This is a genomic window from Pseudoalteromonas porphyrae, assembly GCF_001298125.1.
GTDB classification, from domain to species: domain Bacteria; phylum Pseudomonadota; class Gammaproteobacteria; order Enterobacterales; family Alteromonadaceae; genus Pseudoalteromonas; species Pseudoalteromonas neustonica.
Map to the genome: position 1 here is coordinate 125,459 of NZ_LHPH01000009.1, position 21,997 is coordinate 147,455.

Annotated in this window: 21 protein-coding genes; 11 read left to right on the top strand and 10 right to left on the bottom strand. The window is 40.2% G+C overall.

The window, feature by feature from the left end:
- Window positions 1-156 precede the first annotated feature (156 nt).
- Window positions 157-747, top strand: a complete 591-nt coding sequence (locus ADS77_RS10150) for an ATP-binding cassette domain-containing protein (RefSeq protein WP_054205622.1) — start codon at window positions 157-159, stop codon at window positions 745-747.
- Window positions 744-1,853 carry a DUF6136 family protein gene (locus tag ADS77_RS10155; protein ID WP_054454222.1) on the top strand — a complete coding sequence of 370 codons (1,110 nt, stop codon included), beginning with the start codon at window positions 744-746 and terminating at the stop codon, window positions 1,851-1,853. Before ADS77_RS10150 ends, ADS77_RS10155 begins: the two co-directional genes overlap by 4 nt.
- A 9-nt stretch (window positions 1,854-1,862) precedes the next feature.
- Here ADS77_RS10155 and fadE read toward each other — a convergent pair whose 3' ends face one another.
- Window positions 1,863-4,319, bottom strand: coding sequence for an acyl-CoA dehydrogenase FadE (gene fadE, locus ADS77_RS10160; protein ID WP_054454223.1), 2,457 nt, complete (start codon window positions 4,317-4,319; stop codon window positions 1,863-1,865).
- A 285-nt stretch (window positions 4,320-4,604) separates the two neighbouring features.
- On the opposite strand from fadE, the gene ADS77_RS10165 reads away from it, so the two are divergent.
- The gene (locus ADS77_RS10165) at window positions 4,605-5,369 is read left to right on the top strand and encodes a class II glutamine amidotransferase (RefSeq protein WP_054205625.1); all 765 of its coding nucleotides are present in this window, start codon (window positions 4,605-4,607) and stop codon (window positions 5,367-5,369) included.
- Window positions 5,370-5,483: 114 nt separating this feature from the next.
- Here the strand turns inward: ADS77_RS10165 and ADS77_RS10170 are convergent, their stop codons facing one another.
- The 5 genes from ADS77_RS10170 to cmoA form a co-directional block, all read right to left on the bottom strand.
- A complete protein-coding gene (locus tag ADS77_RS10170) occupies window positions 5,484-6,269 on the bottom strand; it encodes a DUF3108 domain-containing protein (protein WP_405632573.1) in 786 nt (261 codons plus the stop codon).
- Entirely contained in the window at window positions 6,223-6,870 is a 648-nt protein-coding gene (gene purN, locus ADS77_RS10175) for a phosphoribosylglycinamide formyltransferase (RefSeq protein ID WP_054454225.1), read from the bottom strand. The genes ADS77_RS10170 and purN overlap by 47 nt, the downstream gene beginning before the upstream one ends.
- Window positions 6,870-7,922: a phosphoribosylformylglycinamidine cyclo-ligase gene (purM, locus tag ADS77_RS10180; RefSeq protein ID WP_054205628.1), complete on the bottom strand. Its 1,053-nt coding sequence runs from the start codon at window positions 7,920-7,922 to the stop codon at window positions 6,870-6,872. The genes purN and purM overlap by 1 nt, the downstream gene beginning before the upstream one ends.
- Before the next feature lie 191 nt (window positions 7,923-8,113).
- The gene (gene cmoB / locus ADS77_RS10185; RefSeq protein WP_054205629.1) at window positions 8,114-9,082 is read right to left on the bottom strand and encodes a tRNA 5-methoxyuridine(34)/uridine 5-oxyacetic acid(34) synthase CmoB; all 969 of its coding nucleotides are present in this window, start codon (window positions 9,080-9,082) and stop codon (window positions 8,114-8,116) included.
- Between the two features lie 15 nt (window positions 9,083-9,097).
- Entirely contained in the window at window positions 9,098-9,823 is a 726-nt protein-coding gene (gene cmoA / locus ADS77_RS10190) for a carboxy-S-adenosyl-L-methionine synthase CmoA (RefSeq protein WP_054454227.1), read from the bottom strand.
- A gap of 115 nt (window positions 9,824-9,938) precedes the next feature.
- Here cmoA and ADS77_RS10195 point away from each other — a divergent pair, with 115 nt between their 5' ends.
- The gene (locus tag ADS77_RS10195) at window positions 9,939-10,625 is read left to right on the top strand and encodes a DUF3334 family protein (protein WP_054205631.1); all 687 of its coding nucleotides are present in this window, start codon (window positions 9,939-9,941) and stop codon (window positions 10,623-10,625) included.
- Window positions 10,626-10,772: 147 nt separating this feature from the next.
- Here ADS77_RS10195 and ADS77_RS10200 read toward each other — a convergent pair whose 3' ends face one another.
- Window positions 10,773-12,029: an adenylosuccinate synthase gene (locus tag ADS77_RS10200; protein ID WP_054205632.1), complete on the bottom strand. Its 1,257-nt coding sequence runs from the start codon at window positions 12,027-12,029 to the stop codon at window positions 10,773-10,775.
- Window positions 12,030-12,151: 122 nt separating this feature from the next.
- On the opposite strand from ADS77_RS10200, the gene ADS77_RS10205 reads away from it, so the two are divergent.
- Window positions 12,152-13,042 (top strand): LysR family transcriptional regulator, encoded by an 891-nt coding sequence (locus ADS77_RS10205; protein WP_054454230.1) that lies wholly within the window; start codon window positions 12,152-12,154, stop codon window positions 13,040-13,042.
- Between the two features lie 123 nt (window positions 13,043-13,165).
- On the top strand, window positions 13,166-14,179 hold the full coding sequence (locus ADS77_RS10210; protein ID WP_054454232.1) for a DUF5924 family protein: 1,014 nt from the start codon (window positions 13,166-13,168) through the stop codon (window positions 14,177-14,179).
- 56 nt (window positions 14,180-14,235) lie between these two features.
- Here the strand turns inward: ADS77_RS10210 and ADS77_RS10215 are convergent, their stop codons facing one another.
- Both ADS77_RS10215 and ADS77_RS10220 read right to left on the bottom strand, forming a co-directional pair.
- Window positions 14,236-14,736: a M48 family metallopeptidase gene (locus ADS77_RS10215; protein WP_054454234.1), complete on the bottom strand. Its 501-nt coding sequence runs from the start codon at window positions 14,734-14,736 to the stop codon at window positions 14,236-14,238.
- Window positions 14,737-14,774: 38 nt separating this feature from the next.
- Window positions 14,775-15,623, bottom strand: a complete 849-nt coding sequence (locus ADS77_RS10220) for a DUF72 domain-containing protein (protein WP_054454236.1) — start codon at window positions 15,621-15,623, stop codon at window positions 14,775-14,777.
- 270 nt (window positions 15,624-15,893) lie between these two features.
- Here ADS77_RS10220 and aspS point away from each other — a divergent pair, with 270 nt between their 5' ends.
- The 3 genes from aspS to ADS77_RS10235 all read left to right on the top strand — a co-directional run bounded on the left by aspS (window position 15,894) and on the right by ADS77_RS10235 (window position 18,702).
- On the top strand, window positions 15,894-17,672 hold the full coding sequence (gene aspS / locus ADS77_RS10225; RefSeq protein WP_054454238.1) for an aspartate--tRNA ligase: 1,779 nt from the start codon (window positions 15,894-15,896) through the stop codon (window positions 17,670-17,672).
- A 219-nt stretch (window positions 17,673-17,891) separates the two neighbouring features.
- Window positions 17,892-18,119: a hypothetical protein gene (locus ADS77_RS10230; RefSeq protein ID WP_054205638.1), complete on the top strand. Its 228-nt coding sequence runs from the start codon at window positions 17,892-17,894 to the stop codon at window positions 18,117-18,119.
- Complete coding sequence (locus ADS77_RS10235) at window positions 18,112-18,702, top strand: pentapeptide repeat-containing protein (protein WP_054454240.1); 591 nt, start codon at window positions 18,112-18,114, stop codon at window positions 18,700-18,702. Before ADS77_RS10230 ends, ADS77_RS10235 begins: the two co-directional genes overlap by 8 nt.
- Window positions 18,703-18,732: 30 nt before the next feature.
- Here the strand turns inward: ADS77_RS10235 and ADS77_RS10240 are convergent, their stop codons facing one another.
- Window positions 18,733-19,056: a hypothetical protein gene (locus ADS77_RS10240; RefSeq protein WP_054205640.1), complete on the bottom strand. Its 324-nt coding sequence runs from the start codon at window positions 19,054-19,056 to the stop codon at window positions 18,733-18,735.
- Window positions 19,057-19,231: 175 nt separating this feature from the next.
- Between ADS77_RS10240 and ADS77_RS10245 the strand changes: the two genes are divergently transcribed.
- The gene (locus ADS77_RS10245; RefSeq protein WP_054205641.1) at window positions 19,232-19,984 is read left to right on the top strand and encodes an alpha/beta hydrolase; all 753 of its coding nucleotides are present in this window, start codon (window positions 19,232-19,234) and stop codon (window positions 19,982-19,984) included.
- A gap of 31 nt (window positions 19,985-20,015) precedes the next feature.
- Window positions 20,016-21,997 (top strand): DUF2207 domain-containing protein (locus ADS77_RS10250; RefSeq protein WP_054454243.1); only part of this gene is annotated, 1,982 nt, incomplete at its 3' end.

Below are 21,997 nucleotides of genomic sequence, written 5' to 3' on the forward strand. Positions count from 1 at the left end.
TTCCTTGATTTATTGTTATGACGTTTTTAGTCTTACCTGAACACTTTTTAAACGCAAGTGATTAATGATTGTTAACTGCAACAAAGTGTTACAAAGGTTGTATCGTTTTAAATACGGCTAGCGATATAATGCTTACTCATACAAAAGGAACTATTTATGATTGAAGTCATTGGCTTAAATAAACAATTTACAACCAACGCGCTATATAGTGACTACAGCATTACATTTACAGCCCCACGAGTGTGTATTGAAGCACCTAATGGACAAGGTAAAACCACGCTACTGATGATGTTAGCGGGGCTTGAGGGCAGGCAAAGTGGTGAGTTTTTATTTTCCGGAAATACGCTCAATGACCCTCATAATCAGGTTGCGATCGCCAGTGACAGAATTGCGTTACCTGACTTTTTAACAGCTAAACAGATTATTAATTTATCTGTGAGTGCACTGAGGTGTGATTGGCCTTCAGCACTTATTAGCGGTTTTAACTTCAATGAATTTTTAAATACTCGCTTTGATGTGTTGTCATCGGGTAACCAAAAAAAATGTCAGTTGATATTGGCTTTAATGCGTGGCGCACCTTATTTATTACTCGATGAGCCCAGTGCAGCGCTTGACCAAACGAGTATCCATTATTTATTAACTTTACTTGATGATTATTTACTCGATAAACCAGATGGGCAAATAATTATTACCTGCCATGAACCCGAAGTGTTTATCGAACATGGCTTTGAGTGTATGTCTTTATGAGTAGCATAACTATTAAGCAAACAATTACTCAATATCACGCATTTATGGATTATCGCTATCAGGCCTATAAAAATGAACTTGCGCAATTGTTAGTGCAACTTAAAAATTTTGGCTTATTATTTTTTGTGGTGTTGGGATCGGCCATGCTTGGTATGATACTGCTACTATTTTTAGGACTGGGCAAAATCATCGACAGTGCTGATGCGCCGCAACACGGTGCACAAATGGCGTGGCTGTACTTACTATTGCAAAGTGTGATGCTTAGTGCGATGAAATCCGCTATTAAAAATAGTCAACAACGGCTATTTCAGCGAACGATTGTAAAGCCTGGCTGGCTTAAGTTAATGGATATTAAGTTATTACTATTAAGTAATGGGTGGTTGGTAGCAAGCGCGGTTATTGCGTTTGATTTAACCCTTACACAGTGGTTAAAAGCCCCGCACTTCATACTGTTTATGTCGCTACAATTTGGTTTAGGGATTTTATGCTTATATAACTCTCGGGCATTGACGATCGGTTTTTTATTGAGTGCTATTTTAGTATGTGTTCCTGTTGAAATACAGCCACTGATTTATCATCTCGGGTTTGTTTTACTATTTACGTTGAGTTTATTTATCCCTCAGGTAGCGCTAGGAGCTCGGTTATCTGTCAGTTCATTACTGAGCTTTTGGGTGATGTTCTTTGTTAACCATACATGGGTTTTAGTATGGCGATGTGCGCTTTTACTGTGTGTATTTATGTCATCAAGTACATTATTGCATGAGCGGCCTGATTTAGCGGAGATATTCACTATTCTAGCTCTGGCTTTTATTGTGTTATTTACCAGTTCTTTGCAATTTGATTGCGGTAAACTGCATGAAAAGTACCAGCTATTTTTTAAAGCGAATAACCAAGCAAGGCGTTTCTTTATAAGCCAGTTCGTTCCTGGCATGATATTTTTTAGCATAGCGCTGGCTGGGTTTATGGCTTTATCTAAGCAAGAAAATTATGTATTGCTGATTATGAGTTTAATATGGTGTGGCTTGCAGCTCTTTGCAGCGAAAAAAAAACCAGCGCATTATGCGCTGGTTTGGATATGTGTAACTGCGTTACTACTTGCTTTTTAATTTAAAAGGTTAAGCAGCATCTGCTTTTTTAGCGGCACTGTTACGTGCCGCTTTACCTGCAAGTAAATCAGCAGGGTCAAAGTCATCAACGTTAATAACATCTAAGCGCGCTTTTTCAACGCTTGCCAGCTTGTCAGCTTCGGCTTGCGTTAAAATACCGGCTTCAAGTCCCATTTGTGCAACTTTATCAAGTTGGAAGAATGGCAGTTTAAGGCCTTTTTCACGACATACTTTGTCAAATAACGGCTCAACTGCAAGTACGTCTTTAAGCGTTTGTTCTTGACGCCCTACTAAGTTAAGCGGCTCATTTTTCAAGTATACGTAGCTTGCTAAACGATTACGCGTTTCGCTTGGTACTTGGAGTATTTGTGCCAATTTATGCTCCAGTTTGTCGGTAGGTTTACGAACCGGGCGACCAAACGGGAATAACAGAAGCTTAAGTGCCGCGCGTAGCGGGGCAGATGGCATGTTATTAATTAAATCAGCCAGCGCACGTTGGCAGTGGTAAAGATGATCTTGACAGCTCCATTGTACAAGCGGTAAGTCTTCTTTTTTACGGCCTTCGTCGTTATAACGTTTAAGCGTTGCAGACACTAAATATAAGTAACTAAGTAAATCACCTAAACGAGCAGAGATACGTTCTTTACGTTTTAATGAGCCACCAAATACAGCCATACTGATATCAGACATTAGTGCAAGTGATGCACTAAAGCGTGACGCGGTACGATAAAACTCAGCTGTTTCGTCTTTAAATGGTGTAGTTGCAAAGCGTGCACCAGTAAAGGTCATCCACTTAGTACGTACTAGGTTAGACAGTGTAAAGCCAATATGACCCATTAATGCTTTATCAAATACCGCAAGTGCTTCTTCACGATCTTCAATTGCGCAGGCACCCAATTCAGTCAGAACAAATGGGTGACAGCGGATAGCCCCTTGACCATAAATAATCATATTACGGGTCAAGATATTTGCACCTTCAACGGTAATGGCAATCGGTGCACCTTGATAGCCACGACCTAAATAGTTATTTGGCCCAAGCATAATACCTTTACCGCCGTGAACATCCATCGCATAGTTGGTAGAGTCACGCATTTGTTCGGTTAAATGGTATTTAATGATTGCAGATACAACCGATGGTTTTTCACCTAAATCAACAGCACCGGTAGACATGCTAACGGCAGCATCGGAGCTGTACGCATATCCTGCAAGTTTAGCAAGTGACTCTTCAACACCTTCCATTTGGCCAATAGGTAAACGGAATTGACGACGAATACGACTATAAGCGCCACTGGCAAGCGCAATTGTTTTAATACCACCGGTTGAGTTTGATGGTAATGTAATTGCACGGCCAACCGATAAACACTCAACGAGCATACGCCAGCCTTGGCCTGCCATTTCTGGGCCACCAATAATGTAATCAAGCGGTACAAAAATGTCTTTGCCTTGAGTCGGGCCATTTTGAAACGGCACGTTCAGTGGAAAGTGGCGACGGCCAATTTCAACACCCGGCATATCCGTTGGGATCAATGCACAGGTAATGCCTAAATCTTTAGTGTCGCCTAATAAACCGTCGGGATCTTGCATTTTAAATGCAAGCCCAAGTACTGTCGCAACAGGCGCAAGGGTGATATAACGTTTATTCCACGTTAAGCTCAAGCCAATGACTTCCTCGCCTTCCCACATACCTTTACAGACAACGCCATAATCTGGAATTGCACTGGCATCAGAGCCGGCTTCTGGTGACGTTAGGGCAAAACATGGGATCTCTTTACCACTTGCAAGACGTGGTAAGTAATGATCTTTTTGTTCTTTTGTACCATAGTGCTGTAATAACTCGCCTGGGCCTAATGAATTAGGGACACCAACAATAGACGAAAGTAGAGTCGATTTACTGGTTAGCTTTTGTAATACACATGACTGTGCAAACGCAGAAAATTGTAAACCGCCATATTCTTTTTTGATGATCATGGCAAAGAATTTATTATCTTTAAGGTATTGCCATACATCTTGCGGTAAGTCGGTTAACTCGTGAGTTGCTTCCCAATCGTCCAACATGCCACATACCACTTCAACTGGGCCATCGATAAAGGCTTGCTCTTCGATAGTTAGTTTTGGCATTGGATATTGGTGTAACTTATCCCAGTCTGGGCGACCGCAAAAAAGATCGGCTTCCCACCATGTAGTACCTGCATCAATGGCTGACTTTTCAGTTTCAGACATTGTAGGGGTTACTTTTTTGAACATGGCAAAAACAGGTTTAATAATATATTGCTGACGAATGCCAGTAACAGATAATGGCACTGCGATGATCAAAAAGATCAACCAGCTAATTGCGCCAAACGCACCTGCAAAGGTACCAATGACAAGTGTTGCGATAGAAACGCCAAGGGCAGTATTCCAGCTCGCTCTGTGGTAACTCGCAATGCTAAGCAGCACGATTAAACCAAGTGTAAATATGAGTGTCATGTATTCAATCCTTAATAGAGGTCAGACCACCTCTGTTAGAGTAGCGTTAGATTAGTTAATTATCAAGTGGCTAAATGAGAATAATGTGAGTTTAGTCACATGTTTGTAACGAGTATAACTCAAGGCCTCAAACATAAGCTTGCCTTGCACTTGCTAATGCTTAACAATACTTAGTGTTACAGTGTGAGCCGATTGTGAGTGTACTTTTTAATTTCTAAAATAATCGGATGTACAGCTTAGATCTATAAGCTATTAACAAGTTAATTTTAAAGGTTAATTTATTTTATGTGTGAGTTGCTTGGGATGTCGGCAAATGTGCCTACGGACATTTGTTTTAGTTTTTCAGGCTTGTTAGAGCGTGGTGGAAATACAGGTCCTCATCGGGATGGGTGGGGAATTACATTTTACGAAGGGAAGGGATGTCGTACGTTTAAAGATCCTGAGCCAAGCTATCGATCTGAAATTGCAAAACTCGTTAAAGCGTATCCGATCAAAAGTGTGTCGGTGATAAGTCATATTCGCCAAGGTAACCGGGGCGAAGTGTGCCTTGAAAATACGCATCCATTTACACGTGAACTGTGGGGTAGAGAGATCACCTATGCACACAACGGCCAGCTTTCTAACTATCATGATTTGAAACCTGACTTTTATCGTCCTGTGGGTGATACCGACAGTGAGCTGGCATTTTGCTGGTTATTGGATAAAATTCGTGAAAAATACCCTCAGTGTCCAGAAAATATGGCCGTTGTGTTTCGCTATGCGGCAGAGCTAGCACATACGCTGCGTGAAAAAGGGGTATTTAATATGCTCCTTACAGATGGTGTATATGTACTGGCGTATTGTACTAATAATTTACATTGGATCACTCGCCGTGCACCCTTTGGAAAGGCTACGTTAATTGATGCCGATATGGTGGTGGATTTTCAAAAAGAAACTACGCCAAATGATGTTGTGACAGTTATTGCGACTCGCCCTTTAACAAACGATGAGCGGTGGCAAAAGATGGAGCCTGGTGAGTCTGCATTATTCAAAATGGGTGAGTTAATTTAGCCGTCAGTTCAAACGTTTGAATTTAACTCATGTGGGTATAAGATGAAATGCTCAAGTTATAATTATCATACTTGAGCGTTTCATCTTGGATAGAGAAACAAATTTACTCTGGTGCTATTTCGCTTTTACTTCTTCAGGTAAAGCAACAGGGCTGGTTACAGTAAACGATTTAAGCTGCACTTCGAATTGTTCTACACCTTTTTCGCCTTTCCACATTCTTACCAGCATGTAATCCATTTCAGGGGCAAACCAAGCAAGAGCTTGGCGTTTATCGTTATCGTATAAACGTTTCACTTTAATTGCTTCAATATTGCCGATAGGTAATGAAATAGTTTCTTTACCTACAACTTCAAAGTTGTAGTCTCTACGGTTGCCTTTTTTATCAATTAGCGGGTATGAAAAGCTGGTTTTACCCATTTTTAGTTCTTCACGCACTTGTACTTGATATGACAACGAATCTTGAAATTCATCGGTCCATTCGCAATCGAGAGGGTATTTGCTTTGACTGCTGTTAACTATCTTTTTTTCATTATCAAATTCGATAGCGTAATCTTTATCAGGCCCTGTGCCTTTGCGTTCCATCGTGTAGTTGAGCGGTGTGATTTTCGTATTACCGTAAATGAAACGAGAGGTTTCTTTACGTGAATCGGAAAAAATCATCCATTCAATATCACTGTGATACGTGACTTCATAGGTGTCATCATCGAGTTTTTTGAGAGTACGAATTGCTTTGCCATGATTTTCGCCTTTTCTGAGGACATCATAACTTGCTTCATATTGAGTAAGGTCACCAGCAATTAAACTAGTAGGAAGTAATAAAGTGCCCGCACATAATAGCAAGGCACTTAGTTTTTTATTCTGGGTAGTGCGCGCCGTGTGCAGGAAGTTGTTTTTCGTCAAGAACTGCATAATCTGCTTCCATAGTAAGTCGTTGTTCACTGAACCACTTGACCACCAAAGGATAGATTATATGCTCTTGTGCATGCACGCGTTTTGCTAATGTGTCAGCAGTATCATCTGCCAGCACTGGAACTTTGGCTTGAAGAATGACTGGACCGCCGTCTAATTCTTCAGTAACAAAGTGCACACTTACGCCATGAACGTCATCTTTTGCATCAATAGCTCTTTGGTGGGTATTCAGCCCCTGGTACTTAGGCAACAAAGAAGGATGAATGTTCAACATTTTTCCTTTAAATTTTTGCACTAAGCTAGGAGTAAGAATACGCATAAAACCAGCTAATACAACTAGATTTGGTGCGAAAGTATCTATAACGTTCATTAATTGCGCATCGTAGGCTTCGCGCGAGTCAAAATCTTTATGGCTAAGCACAGCTGTTGCTATGCCCGCTTGTTTCGCTCGCTCAAGGCCATAAGCGTCTGCTTTATTGCTAATAACAGCCGCTATGTTTGCGTTTATCTCGCCACTATTACAGGCGTCAATGATGGCTTGTAAATTAGAGCCACTGCCTGAAATTAAGACTACTAGACGAGAAGGGACCATTAATCACGGCCGCCTAGGATTTCTACTTGCTCTTCGCCTTCTTTAGCATCGTGGATTTCACCAAGGTGCCATGCGTTTTCGCCAAGATCTTTTAAAATCGTTAAGCTTTGCTCAAGCTTGTCAGCCGGAACAACTAATACCATGCCTACGCCACAGTTAAATGTACGGTACATTTCATGGGTAGTGATGTTACCGTTTTCTTGTAACCAGTTGAAAATACCAGGCCACTGCCAGCTATCACCTTTGACAACTGCTTTTGCAGATTCTGGTAATACGCGTGGGATATTTTCCCAAAAACCGCCACCAGTAATATGCGAAAGGGCATGTACGTCTACTTGTTTGAATAACTCAAGCAATGGTTTAACGTATATGCGTGTAGGTTCAAGTAGTGTTTCACCTAATGTTTTGCCTTCAAATTCTGCACTTGTATCTGCGTTAGATACTTCAAGTACTTTACGAATTAAAGAAAAGCCATTTGAATGAGGGCCACTAGATGCAAGAGCGATAAGCTGATCGCCTGCAGCTACTTTAGTACCGTCGATAATATTTGCTTTTTCAACTACGCCAGTACAAAAACCAGCCATGTCGTAATCTTCGCCTTCGTACATACCCGGCATTTCAGCAGTCTCACCACCAATTAATGCACAGCCTGAGATCTCACAGCCTTTACCGATGCCTGTTACTACATCTGCTGCAGTATCTACATCAAGTTTGCCTGTTGCGTAGTAATCTAAGAAGAATAACGGCTCAGCACCTTGAACGATAAGGTCATTTACACACATAGCAACTAAATCGATACCAACAGTATCGTGCTTTTTAAGGTCGATCGCTAAACGTAATTTAGTACCAACACCATCTGTGCCTGCAACAAGTACTGGCTGTTTATAGCCAGCTGGGATTTCGCAAAGTGCGCCAAAACCACCGATTCCGCCCATAACTTCTGGACGACGCGTTTTTTTAACTACGCCTTTAATACGCTCAACAAGTGCATTACCGGCATCGATATCTACGCCCGCGTCTTTATAACTTAGAGACTGTTTTTGTTCGCTCACAGGTTTTCCTCAAAAAAGTTGCATGTGGTTGCTTAGAAACGCGCGTATTTTACAACAATTGCAAGGGCGCGGCTAGTTCAAATAGTAAGTTTACTATTATTGACAAGGACAGTTGTCCGTATAATGACACAATAGATTTAGCTAACAGGTGCTAGGTAGTTCCTAGCACCTAAAACTTAGTCCCTTTTGTATTAAGCCTTTGCAGTCAGAATTGCACGTAAGGGGGCTGGGTAGCCTTCAATGGTTTTAGTGGTATCATTTGGATCGAGAAAATCGATAAGCGATTCGTTTTCCATCCAATCTGATTTACGTTGTTCTTCAAGTGTTGTAATTGCACAGTCTTTAATTTTCACATCTTTGAAGCCAACACGCTCCATCCATAGCTTAAGAGCCGCCGTGCTTGGAATAAACCACACGTTACGCATTTTTGCATAACGGTCAGTCGGTACTAATACTGTATTTTCATCGCCTTCAATAACTAAGGTCTCAAGTACTAATTCACCACCTGGGCGAAGTTGTGCCTTTAGTTGGGCTAAAAAATCAATGGGTGAACGACGGTGATAAAGTACACCCATTGAAAATACAGTATCAAAGGCTTTTAATTCAGGGAGAGCTTCAACGCCAAGTGGCAATAAATGGACGTTTTCATCAGGGTTAAAATGTTTGATAGCTTGAAACTGACATAAAAATAAATCAGAAGGGTCAATGCCGACCACAAACTCAGCGCCTTCACCACGCATACGCCATAAGTGATAGCCCGAGCCACAGCCAATATCTAATACTGTACGCCCTTTAAGAGGCTCAATATGTGGCAGTAAACGATCCCATTTCCAGTCACTGCGCCATTCAGTATCAATCTCAATGCCGTGTAGGCTAAAAGGACCTTTACGCCACGGCATCATGCGTTTTAATAAATGGATTGTTTGCTTTTGTTCGCCGTCGGTCATTTCGCCGGGTGCGCCAATCTGCACTTTATCAGTGATATTTACATGTTTGGTCGTTACTTCTGGCAGGTTTTTTAACACTTTTTGCCATTTAGGCAAGTCACCGTGACTGGCCTCGTTTTGCCAATGTTTTAATTGACTAGGCAATGTCTCGAGCCAATGGCTAAGAGGGCTTTGCGCAATGGCAGCATAAAATTGATTAAACCATGAAGACATTAAATATTTCCTAAATTACTTAATTGCTACTAATGAGCAAAAATTAAAACATTGATACCATACTTGAGTTTGGCTAAAACCAATATCACTGAGCCGTGTAAGGTGTGCGTTTAGCGTATCTGGACGCATTACATTTTCAATTGCCGTGCGCTTTTGGCTTATTTCTAATTCAGAATAGCCATTGTGGCGTTTAAAGTCATGATGTAAATCAATCAACAAATTATCGCATTGCTCATTTTCACCTTTAACTTTTTCGCTTAACAATAATACGCCACCGGGTTTTAAATTTGCGTATATTTTTTCAAGTACCGCTTGGCGTTGTGCTGGTGGTATAAATTGCAGCGTAAAATTCATTGCGACGACTGATGCATTTTCGATATTTAACTCGTTAATATCGCCAAGCGTTACTGTAACAGGGACTTCTGAGCGAAAGCCGTGTAAATGCAGTTTACACCGTTCAACCATGGCCTCTGAATTGTCGACCGCAATAATCTGGCAGTTATCGGTACGAATATTACGGCGTATACTCAATGTAACCGCACCAAGCGAGCAGCCTAAATCATATAAGTTTGAATTACTCTGTGCGTATTGACCCGCTAATTTGCCCATGGTGCTTACAATAGTGGCGTAACCCGGCACAGAGCGCTGGATCATATCTGGGAAAACTTCTACTACATGTTGGTCAAAGCTAAAATCTTTAACGGCTTGCTCAGAGGCATAAATACTGTCTTTTATGTTCACACAAACAGTCTCTTGAAAAATAATAGGGCTATTTTAGCATTTTATACTGGATAGTCAGTGATAATTTCAGTAGCTTGGCTAGAATAATGAATAACAAGTATAAAAAGAGAAGTTTATGAGTAAAAGTAAAGTAATAAGCACAGATGATATATTGGCCACTCTTTGTCACTCCGTAACGGGAGTACTTTCTTCAGCCAGCGGCAACAGCATTAGTTACTCAGCAATGGTACAAAAAATAACGCGTACCTGTATGCGTCCAGACATTGGCTGTTTTGTATTGTTCGATGGTGGGTTTACTGGTTTAGTTATTACAAACTTCACTTCGCAAGCTGCGATGGAAATTTATCACGATTATATGCGTAATATGGGTATGCCTGAAAATGAGATTGCCCACAGTCATTTATCTGATGATGTATCAAATGTACTTGGTGAATTAATGAACCAAATTGTGGGTGACTTTACGTCAAAAGTGCGTGAGCAACTACATACTTCTATCACCCAAAATCAACCTAAAATGATGGCCATCAACAAGCAAGTGCAAATATCTGTTGATACCACTATGGATAGACCACAAGCACGGCGAGTGACATTTACCACCGCTAAGCAAAATATCTTTTATTTAGAATTAGCGATGGATAAAACTGAATTTATCAAATTGCATGATTTTGATATCGTAGAGGCTATAGATCCTGACGATATTATTGAAAATGAGGCAAAGCAAAAAGCTGAAAAAGCGAAAGCTGCGGATGATGCAAAAGCAATCGACGCTGATGACGATTTTATGGCAGAGCTTGGGCTGTAAAGTCACGGAGTTTTAAAGCTGTAAGTATAAAAACAAGAGCGCGAGTGTACCTTGCGCTTTTAGATTTAAGTATGAATCCACTTTTTAATTAATCTGGATCCAAGACTTTAGTAATATGGGTTTCTAAATGAAACCCATTTATACATATTAGCGAATAATCATTTGCTCACGCTCTGGGCCCACAGACACCATACTTACAGGTACCCCCATCAGTGTTTCGATGCGTTCTACATAGTGCTGCGCTGCAGTAGGCAGACTGTCGAAGGTACGACAACCAGTAATATCTTCATCCCACGCTGGCATGCTTTCATAGATTGGCGTTAAGGCTGCTGTTTGTGGCCAAATAGGGTTTTCGCTGTGATCGCCGGCATAACCAACACATATTCTTAAATCTTTCATGCCAGATAGGCAATCAATTTTAGTTAATGCAATTTCAGTGGCAGCTTGTAATTCAACTCCGTTACGGGTGGCAACTGCGTCAAAATAACCCATATCACGTGGGCGGCCAGTCACTGCGCCATATTCGTTCGCGCTTTCACGAAAATTGTCTTGCTCTGCCATGGCGGTAACTAATGTGCCTGTACCGACAGATGAGCTAAATGATTTAGCCACAGCGATAACACGCTCAGGGTGCAAAGCTGGCAGCCCACTGCCAATTCCTGCATAGGCGGCAGTAACGTTTGATGATGTAGTATACGGGTATTCGCCGTAAACTAAATCGCGGCCTGCGCCTAATTGTGCTTCAAACAATAAATTGGCATTTTGCTTTTGCAGGGCTTTTAAAGGCTCTGTTACATTACAAATAAACTCACGCCACGGGGTAGTGACGTCTAACAGCCACTGAGTTATTTGTTCTGCTGTTTGTGAATAATCACAACTTGGGTATAGGGCTTTTAGCTGCGGCATTTTCCAATCCAGCATAAACCGAATGCGCTCTAATAAAACCTCAGGTTGATTTAGCCAACCAACTAAAATGCCTTTTTTCATTACGCGATCGCCGTATGCGGGTGCAATTCCTTGACGAGTAGAGCCGTAAGCGGCGTCACCTAGACGTACTTCTTCGAGGGTGTCTTCAAGGGCGTGTAACGGCAAGCAAAGGGTTGCACGATCAGAAATACTCAGCTTTACCTCAACGCCAGCGGTTTTAACTTCAGCGATTTCTTCGCTTAATGCAGCAGGGCTTATCACCATACCTGGGCCTAATACGGCAATACAATCTGGATTAAAAATGCCGCTTGGTAATTGGTGTAGTTTAAACGTGCCAAACTCATTTACAACGGTATGACCGGCGTTGTTACCACCTTGAAAGCGAATGCTTGCAGATGCGTTCTCTGCTAAAAAATCGACGATACGGCCTTTGCCTTCATCACCCCAGTTTGCACCTACAACAACAATTGACGGCATAATTTAATCTCCAAATTGATTGAATGAATATGGTATGCTCACTATCTAAATAAGAGAAATTAATTATAATTATTATCCTGATAAGAATTTCATATCGATTTTAGATAATTAAGGTCATCAAGATGTTAGATATTCATTGGTTAAAAACCTTTGTCACATTAGCGGAACTAAAACATTTTGGTAAAACCGCCAACGCACTGCATATGACACAGCCCAATGTTAGTTTGCATATTAAGCAACTAGAAAAAATGACACGGGTAAAATTGATAGAACGTAATCCCTTTAGTTTGACCCAAGCAGGTTTACGGCTATTAGAGTCTGGACAAAAAACCTTATGGGAATTACAAGTTTGCCAATCTGACTTAAATGCGATTAATGAACTACGCCAAGGCACACTGACAATTGCCGCCAGTGATATAATTTCTCGTTTATTGTTGATTGAGCCTTTTCAGTTGTTTAAATGCCAGTTTCCGGGCATTGACTTTACTTTGCTCAATACAACGTCTTCGCAAGCGTCAGCATTGGTTAAAAGTGCTGAGGCAGATTTAGGGTTTGTTATTGCCCAAAAAGAAAGTGAGCCGCTGCATTTTACGAAATTACAGCAGATAAAATGGTGTGCATTAGGTAATCATCTAAAGTTATGGCAACAAACCAAAAACGATAACAATATTACACTGACTGAGCCGCCAACATTAATCTTACTAGGCCATGATACGCGAACCCGAGACTTGCTCGATAGTGCTTTGCCATCTTTAAATTTACCAAATTATCGGGTGATGGAAGTGGGCAGTGTGGATGCACAAATTGATTGGGCTGAAGCGGGCTTTGGAGTTGCAATCGTGCCGGAGTTTTCACTGCTAAGTAAAGCAAATTTAACCACCACCGTCACCGCCTTACCACAGTTTCCAACTACGAGTTTAGGTTACATTGTGCGGCAAAACCAGGTGCTTTCAAAAGCAATAAAACAATTGCTGCATTGGGTGAGTGAAGAGATCTCACGTAGTTATCGTTAACAAGCTTGATAGCAATAGTTATTTCTTCGTTAATTTTAACAACAAAAAATGTAATACTTTCATGTATATATTAAGATGTGGTGCTAGCTGAAATTATACAGACTTATGCGGATCCTCTATTAAATGAGTTATTTTAAAAATTTAATCACAAAATTTATTATGATGATGCAAAAGCGGCCGGGTTTATTGGCGGTATTTGCGTTTTGTAGTGGTGTAGCAAGTTATGTGTTGGTTGAGCGTAAAGAGTCATTCTCGCAAATTATAGCCATACTACTGCTAGTTAGTTGGATATGGTTGATTGTAGATAACTGGCTGCGGGATAAAGTGGAGCAGCGCTTTGGCGTAGCAGTTTCTCCTAATTTTATGCGTTTTGCTTTGCAAATGGTGCAACAAGAAAGTTTGTTTTTTGCTTTACCCTTTTTTCTTGCTGTTACTTCTTGGAATCATCCGCAAGCTATTTTTACATCACTAATCATACTCTGTGCGTTTATATCAGTTGTTGATCCGCTTTATTATAGAAAATTAGCTAAACACAGCATTTTCTTTACGGTATTTCATAACTTTGCATTGTTTGTGGTTATTTTAGTCACTTTGCCAATATTACTTAATCTCACTACAAGCCAAAGCTTAGGAGTCGCATTAATAACCGCAATTATTTTTACTCTACCTAGTTTAGGTAACTTGATGCCTAATGCTCGATGGTGGCGTTTTCCTTTGTTAGTTTTACTGCTTTGCATTTTAAGTGCGGGTTTATGGCAGTTACGCAGTTGGGTGCCGCCAGCGGCTTTGCGATTAACCGATATCACTTTATCTCACCAAGTTGATGTGGAACAGCGCAAACCTGTGGGGAGTATCAAGCAACTAGATACTTACTCATTGCATGAGCTTGGTTTGTATAGCTGGACCGCGGTTAAAGCGCCGAGAGGGCTAAATGAAAAAGTATTTCATGTTTGGCTACTTAACAATAATGTTGTTGACCGTATTGCATTAAATATTACAGGCGGACGAGAGCAAGGTTATAGAGCATGGACACATAAAGTAAACTTCCCAGCAAACTCAGTTGGTAAGTGGCAAGTACAGGTTGTTACCGAATCTGGGCAATTGATTGGTTTAACTAAATTTACGGTTACTCAGTAGATTTGTTTGTTAGCAAAATCAATGGAGTTGCCACTTTTTGTCGTGGGCAATAATGTTTACTTTAAATATGGATTCTTTCCTTGCGTTACTAACACACAAAATATTCGTAAATCGAGCTCTAGCTGGTGGTATAGGGGTTCCATGTGACAGCAAAGGGCATAAAAGCTTTTGTTATGGTCTTTTTCCTTAAAGTGGGCTAGTTCGTGTACAACTAGGGCTTTTAGTAATTCCTCGGGCGCGCGCAGTAAGTCACTGTTTATGGCCAAATCATGTTTACGGGTTTTGCCTTGCATACGATAGGTGTGAGTACCGAGTGCATTAGTGACCATATCGCCTTGCTTTTTAAATGCGGCGCGGCCAAACGGGGGCGCGTTTTTTAAATAGCGCTTTTTAAGTTCGGTGGCATAAGCATATAACGATTTATCGCTAGTGATGGTGTGAGGGCGAGGGTATTTCTTGGTTAAATATGCGCCGTGTTTATCATTGTCAATAAGCTCCATGACTTGGTTGACAATTTGCTCTGGGTAGCCGGTAAAATAGCGTTTAAAATCACTCATTCAATACTTCTTTATTGTTAATTATATTTTAGCGGAATTTAAAATAAACTTGCTTGACTGGCTTCTTTTTCACCAATGAAAGGGGTTAGTACCGGGTGTTCATAAGCCAAATCTTTACAAAACTCGCGGGCTAATAATGGCGCTTGACGGTTATCTGCAGTATGAAAAAATACATACGGGTGTTTGCCTTCATCAAGCCATTGTTGCACTTTTTTCAGCCACGGTCGGTAATAGCTTTTATAGTCGTGTTCTAAATCGGCAATCACAAAACGAGCCATAGGTTGACTGCCAGTCGCAATGGCATGCACAGGTAAATGTGGCTTTTTTTGCTGGGCATCAATGAGCGCATCGGTATTTGGTTTGACTGCAAATAATGCGCGGGTATCCATAGCGATACGATTGATGTTATTTGCTATTAATAGCTGATTAAGGGCAATTTCGGCTGCGCCTTTTTTAAAAAATTCAGGATGACGAACTTCAACGCCGTAGCTTAAGCCTTTAGGGAGTTTGGTAATAAATTGCGCTAATAGGGGGAGCTGTTGAGGGCTAAAGCTACTTGGCAATTGCAGCATTATTTGCCCAATGTGGGGCAATATTGGTTCAAATAAGGTAAACCATGCGCTGAGCGCGTCATCTATATGAGTAAGCTGTAACTCATGACTAAAACGTCGGTGAAATTTAAAGGTAAATTTAAAATCACTGTCCACTGATTCAATCCAACGTGTCAGTGACTCGGCACTTGGATCGGCATAAAAGCTGGTATTACCCTCAACTGAATTAAATGTACGCGCGTATTCTCGCAGCATATCAGCATTTTTACAGTGACTAGATAACAAATTGCCTTTCCACGCGGTACTTGACCACTGCGGACACCCTAAATACAACATAAAATGGCTATAAAATTGTGTGTTTTAGCAAGTATATCAAATCTGTAAACTCAAAGCATAGAAGTGGTTTTTTAGGTCGCATTGATACAGGTTAGATCAAATGACAAAATGCAGCGTTTCATGTAAGTTTAATTCCAACGACACTCGCATCTTGAGGTAACTTGGGTATAATACCCAGCCTAAAATGATTTATAAATAGTGGCTTATCTCCCTCCAAAACAGCAATTTTTAGGGGAAGCGGCTATTGGTCTTTACACTGACAGGAATACTATGCGCTCTATATACTGCGGACAACTAAATAAAACACACGTAGATCAAGAAGTTGAATTATGTGGTTGGATCAATAAACGACGTGACCTTGGTGGACTTATCTTTGTCGATTTACGCGATAGAGAAGGTTTAGTACAAGTTGTATTCGATCCTGAAGTTGAAGGCTTAATGGATACAGCGAATACGTTACGTCAAGAATTTTGCGTACAGTTAAAAGGGGTTGTTCGTGCACGCCCAGAGAGCCAAATCAATAAAGATATGGCAACGGGTGAAGTTGAAATTTTAGGCACCGGCTTAACTATCATCAACCGCTCAGAGCCATTACCGCTTGATTTTAATCAGGTAAACTCTGAAGAGCGTCGTTTAAAATACCGTTACCTAGACCTTCGTCGTTTAGAAATGAGTGACCGTATTAAATTACGTGCAAAGGCAAGTAGCTTTGTGCGTCGCTTCCTTGATGAAAATAACTTTTTAGACATCGAAACACCAGTACTGACTAAAGCAACACCAGAAGGTGCGCGTGATTACTTAGTACCAAGTCGCGTTCATAAAGGCAGCTTTTACGCATTACCGCAGTCTCCACAATTGTTTAAACAATTATTGATGATGTCTGGTTTTGACCGTTATTATCAAATCGTTAAATGTTTCCGTGATGAAGATTTACGTGCTGATCGTCAACCTGAATTTACCCAAATAGATATAGAGACCTCGTTCATGAGCTCTGATCAAGTACGTGGTATGACAGAGAAAATGATCCGCGAAATGTGGCAGCAGTTGCTAGATGTCGATTTGGGTGAGTTCCCAATCATGCCATACTCTGAGGCAATGAGCTTATATGGCTCTGATAAGCCAGATTTACGTAACCCAATGAAACTGATTGACGTTGCTGATTTAGTAAAAGATGTTGAGTTTAAAGTATTCTCTGGCCCTGCAAATGATGAAAAAGGCCGTGTTGCAGTATTAACTGTACCAGGTGGCGCTTCGCTTTCACGTAAGCAACTTGATGATTACACTAAGTTCATCGGTATTTACGGTGCGAAAGGTCTTGCTTGGATGAAAGTAAACGATCGCGGTGCAGGCGCTGAAGGCGTACAATCACCAATCGCTAAGTTCTTAAATGAAGACGTTATCAACGAACTACTTGCGCGTACTAACGCACAAACTGGCGACATCATTTTATTTGGTGCTGATAAACGCAACACAGTAAATGAAGCAATGGGCGCACTACGCATTAAGATTGGCCTTGATTTAGAAATCACAAATCTTAATAGCTGGGCACCACTTTGGGTTGTTGACTTCCCAATGTTTGAAGAAGATGACGAAGGCACATTACATGCCGTTCATCACCCATTTACTGCGCCGAAAGATGTGAACGCAAGCGAACTTGAAGCAAACCCTGCAGCGGCTATTTCAGATGCATACGATATGGTATTAAATGGCTACGAAGTAGGTGGTGGTTCGGTACGTATTCACAACGCCGATATGCAAGAAGCGGCATTTAGAATCTTAGGCATTGATGCACAAGAGCAACAAGATAAGTTTGGTTTCTTACTTGAAGCACTAAAATACGGTACGCCACCGCATGCCGGTCTTGCGTTTGGTTTAGACCGTTTAGCAATGCTACTGTGCGGCACTGATAACATTCGTGACGTGATTGCTTTCCCTAAAACCACACAAGCATCGTGTTTATTAACCAACGCACCAAGCAAAGCCAATGTAGACTCATTGTCAGAGTTGGCAATTAGTGTTGTTGAAAAAGCTGAAAAGTCAGCAGAATAAGTTATTAATTAGCACTTAACCGCGCAATTGATTAAAAACCCTTAAGTGTTGGCTTAAGGGTTTTTTTATGGTGTAATAAAATTTGTTTAATCTCTTTGGGTTCAATTTCCCGGCGTAACAGTTTTTGACTTTCGGCTAATTTAGATACTCTACTCTGCTTCTCGAAGCGAAAAGCCTTAGCGCGGGGTAATTCATTAAGAAATATATTAAGGACAGTAAATGAATATTAATGCGACGTTGCTTGGTGAATTTTTGGTTTTTGTATTTATAGTATGCATCCCATTATTTGCATGGATAAGTTATCGCCTTGGTAAAAGAAAAACAACAACACCGGTTATCGTTGCTGTAATTGGCGGGCTATTATCAATTATTCCTCTTTTTGGGTTGATTTATATTGCGGTTCTTGCTTTAAAAAACGATTTAGAGGTTAAGCCTTCTAGTGTTTAAAGAGTTAGACTATTACGATCAGCAATTTTCAAAATGTGCTGTCAACGCACAACGTTTTAGTAACATAGAATTTGAGCAGTGCCAGTTTATTGAATGTGATTTCAGTGACAGCCAGTTTAGTAATTGTCGTTTTATTGAGTGCGAATTTATTAACTGTAACTTGAGCGATTTGAATTGGGGTTATAGCGCGCTTGAAGACGTAAGCTTTGTTGATTGTAAACTCAATAGTATTCAATGGGTGCAGGTAAATTGGCCGCAACTAGCACTTACATCATCGGTGAGTTTTAAAAATTGCCAGCTCAGTCATAGCTCGTTTTATGAGTTAGTGTTAAAAGAGCTGACTATGACAGGCTGTTTTGCGAAAGATGTTGATTTTAGACACGCTAATTTAGCGGCTAGTAATTTTAGTGACACTGATTTTAGAGATAGTCTGTTTCATCAAACACATTTGAATAAAGCAAACTTTGTCGGCGCGACGAATTTTAATATTGATATAAAAAATAATAATGTTAGTAATGCGAAGTTTGAGCGTTTTGAAGCGTTAAATTTACTCAGTGGACTGGATATCGAGCTGGTAGATTAGCCGTTATTACACGGCTAATTTAGAGCTGAATTAGCAGGCAGGGCCATTTTTATTTCGTGCGCTGGCAAGTGCTCTGGCGATATCAAGTAGTGCAGGGGTAATATCACTTGCACCATCTTTAATTAGTTTTGATACATCACCTGACGAATACAAGCTATCACGCGGCGATTTAATACCTAACTCACGTACAAAATCTTTAGTTTTACCTGTACTACCTGTTTCAATAAATTTAAAAATAATACGCTCGTTATTATTTTTTGGCTCTGTTTCTAGCGTTTCGATTTCAGCTTTATACGCTTCAATTCTGCTTTGTAAAATATCGATACGTTCTTCGATGCTATTGTATGATTTCATGGATAGGTTCTTTTCTAAATAAACGTTAGGACAATGGCACTATTATCGCATAAATTTAAAATAATTATTTCTTTCTTTAAGACTGTTAATTGTTCTTAGCACTTCGTTTTATTGCAATTAATATTCAAAGCCTTAAAGTACTTTGTAATTTAAATAAAATAAGCTAGGCAAATTAATGCCACTACCTTTTAAGTACTTTGTGAGCTTCTGTTTTCTCATAGTCAGTGTAACCGCGAGTTCCGCAACAAACAGCGAAGTGATTGTTGATAAAGCGCGTGCTCGCGTCATCCCGATCAGTATTTCATTACCAGCATATAACGAGCACTGCAGCCAACAAACAAAATGCCCAGTGGCATTTATTAGTGCTGGCTATGGGATTGCGCATACTGACTATCAGTTTGCGGTAGATGTTTTTACAGCTAAGGGTTATTTAAGCATTGCTGTAGCTCATGAACTAAAAAATGATCCTGCGCTTAACTCTAATCCTCCCTACATGGCAACGCGAATAGAAAATTGGCATCGTGGTGTAGTCACTCTGAAATTCTTAGTTGAGAAATTATCCGCTAAATATCCGGCGTATGATTTTAGCCACCTGACTTTATTTGGTCACTCAAATGGTGGTGATATATCTGCACTCTACGCAGCTATCTACCCAAATGAGGTGAGTAATGTGATCACCTTAGATCATCGCCGTATGTTATTACCTCGCAATAAAAACATTCGGGTTTTAACGCTGCGCGGCAGTGATTATCCTGCTGATACGGGGGTATTATACACCGCAGACGAACTTACAAGTTTCCCTGTGGATCAGTTTTTTTTACCTAATGCACGCCATAATGATATGTTCGATGCAGGGCCTATTAAATTGCTCAATAAGATGAAAAGGCATTTAAACGAATTTTTGGTACATCAAATATCTAATGAATAGATAAACGTTATTTATAAGGAATTAATTTACAATGAAGTGTTTTTTGCAAGGAAGCATAATTTTATTGCTTTTTTTTACGTCGCTATTTTGCATGCAAGTCAAAGCATTAGACTCAACACAAGGGCTTTATGTAACGATAGATGTTAAACCTAATGGCGATCTTGTAATTACAGAGCAGTTTGATTTAATCGCAGGCGGTTATATTTTTGAACACGGTATTTATAGAGCAGTCCCATTAGTATTAGAAGGTCAATATGGTGGCCAGTATCTAGCTGGTTTTAAAATGTTAAGCGCTCACTTAAATGATAAACCCACCCCTTATTTAGTGACGTTTTCAGAAGGTCAGGCCATTATTAAAGTGGGAGATCCAACTAAAAAATTAGCTTTAGGGCAAGCTAAGTTTGTTATTTCTTATCAGCTATCAGATAAAATTAGGTTTTTTCAAAATCATGATGAGCTTTTATTTCATGCGATACCTTATCAATGGGCAACCTCAATAGAGCAGTCAAAGGTTGTAGTTAATCTACCTGAAAAGTCACGTGCATTGCAGTGGCTTGCGTATACAGGTTCTTATCGGGAAAAAGGCAGCGATTACTTTGCCCAGAATCCAAAACAAAACGAGTTTAGGTTTACTGCTAAGACTGTTCTAGGTCAGAGTCAGGGAATGACTATTGTGATTGCGTTACCTAAAGGTGTAATAGAACAACCATCGCTGTTTTATCTTATATTTTTATTGGAGTTTATCGAGTGGGTTATAGCCATAATATTTTTAGGTGCAGTCGGTAGCTTTATTTATTGGTCTTGGCGTAAATTCGGCCAATATCCTGATGAAAATGTTGAACTTTTAGAAGTAGTAAAAATACCAAATGAACTTTCCCCGGCGCTGATCCGAGGTATCACCAAGCATGGATTTTCTATGAAATGCTCAATCGAAGAGTTTACATCAACCTGTGTAAGCTTGGGAGTTAAAGGTTATTTAGACTTAAAATACACTCAAGAGTTGAGTACTGAGACGGTAGTTGTTGGCCGATATTACTCACATTCATTGTTACTAACGGTTAAACCCAACTTTCCTAATAAGGCCCTGCCAAAAAATGAGCAATGTGTACTTGATTGGGTTATCAATGAAGGTGGTTGTTACGTTATTAGTAGCGATAATAGAGAACCAAACCGTCAGCTTTTTAAGTTGTTTAGTACAGCGTTGAGAGCTGAGGCAAAAGACGCAAAAATTTTTACCTGGAATTTCAAGTACACACTCATTACTGTTGGTTTATCGAGTATGTTTGTCGGCGTTCAATCGGTTTTAGGCGTATCAGATTGGATTGATATACTGTGGGGGCCGCTGGTGATAGTGATGACTTTTCCCATATTTATTTTATGGTTTGCCATTTACGAAAGCATTTTTGATAAAGATAAAGATAAAGATAAAGATAAAGATAAGCCTGCGTCACAAATAAAAAATAAAGCGCTGATGATTGGTGCTGTATGGATCCCATGGGTTGGTTTACTGTGCTACTTTTTACCATTATTGTCGTTATCGAGCGCTTTTTTAATACTTTTTTGTCTGTCAGCAGCGCACTTAAATTACGCTCCCACCCATTATGGCCGACAATTATTAATCAGTGCGTTACAGATAAAAAAATATATAGAGGCCGAAAAAGAACCTGAGGATGATTTTTTACTCGATGCATCGGAATATGAAACGTTGTTACCATATGCTATTTCATTAGAGCTTCAAAAAGTGTGGTGTAGTCGATTTGATAATGTTCAGAAAATGAAAAGAAAACAATTTAGAAAACTGAAAGCACGTAAGAAACGATCATCTTCTGATAACCTTAATCCATTCAGGTACAAGCCTATTTGGTTTTTGGGTAGCTTTTCAGCTCAGTCAGAATTTGTTAATTCGTTAGAGAGCATTAGTTATTCGGCCACTGGTAATTTAGGCGCTTCATCTTCTACGACTAGTTCGGGGTTCTCCAGTGGTAGTGGTTTTTCTGGAGGCGGCGGTGGAGG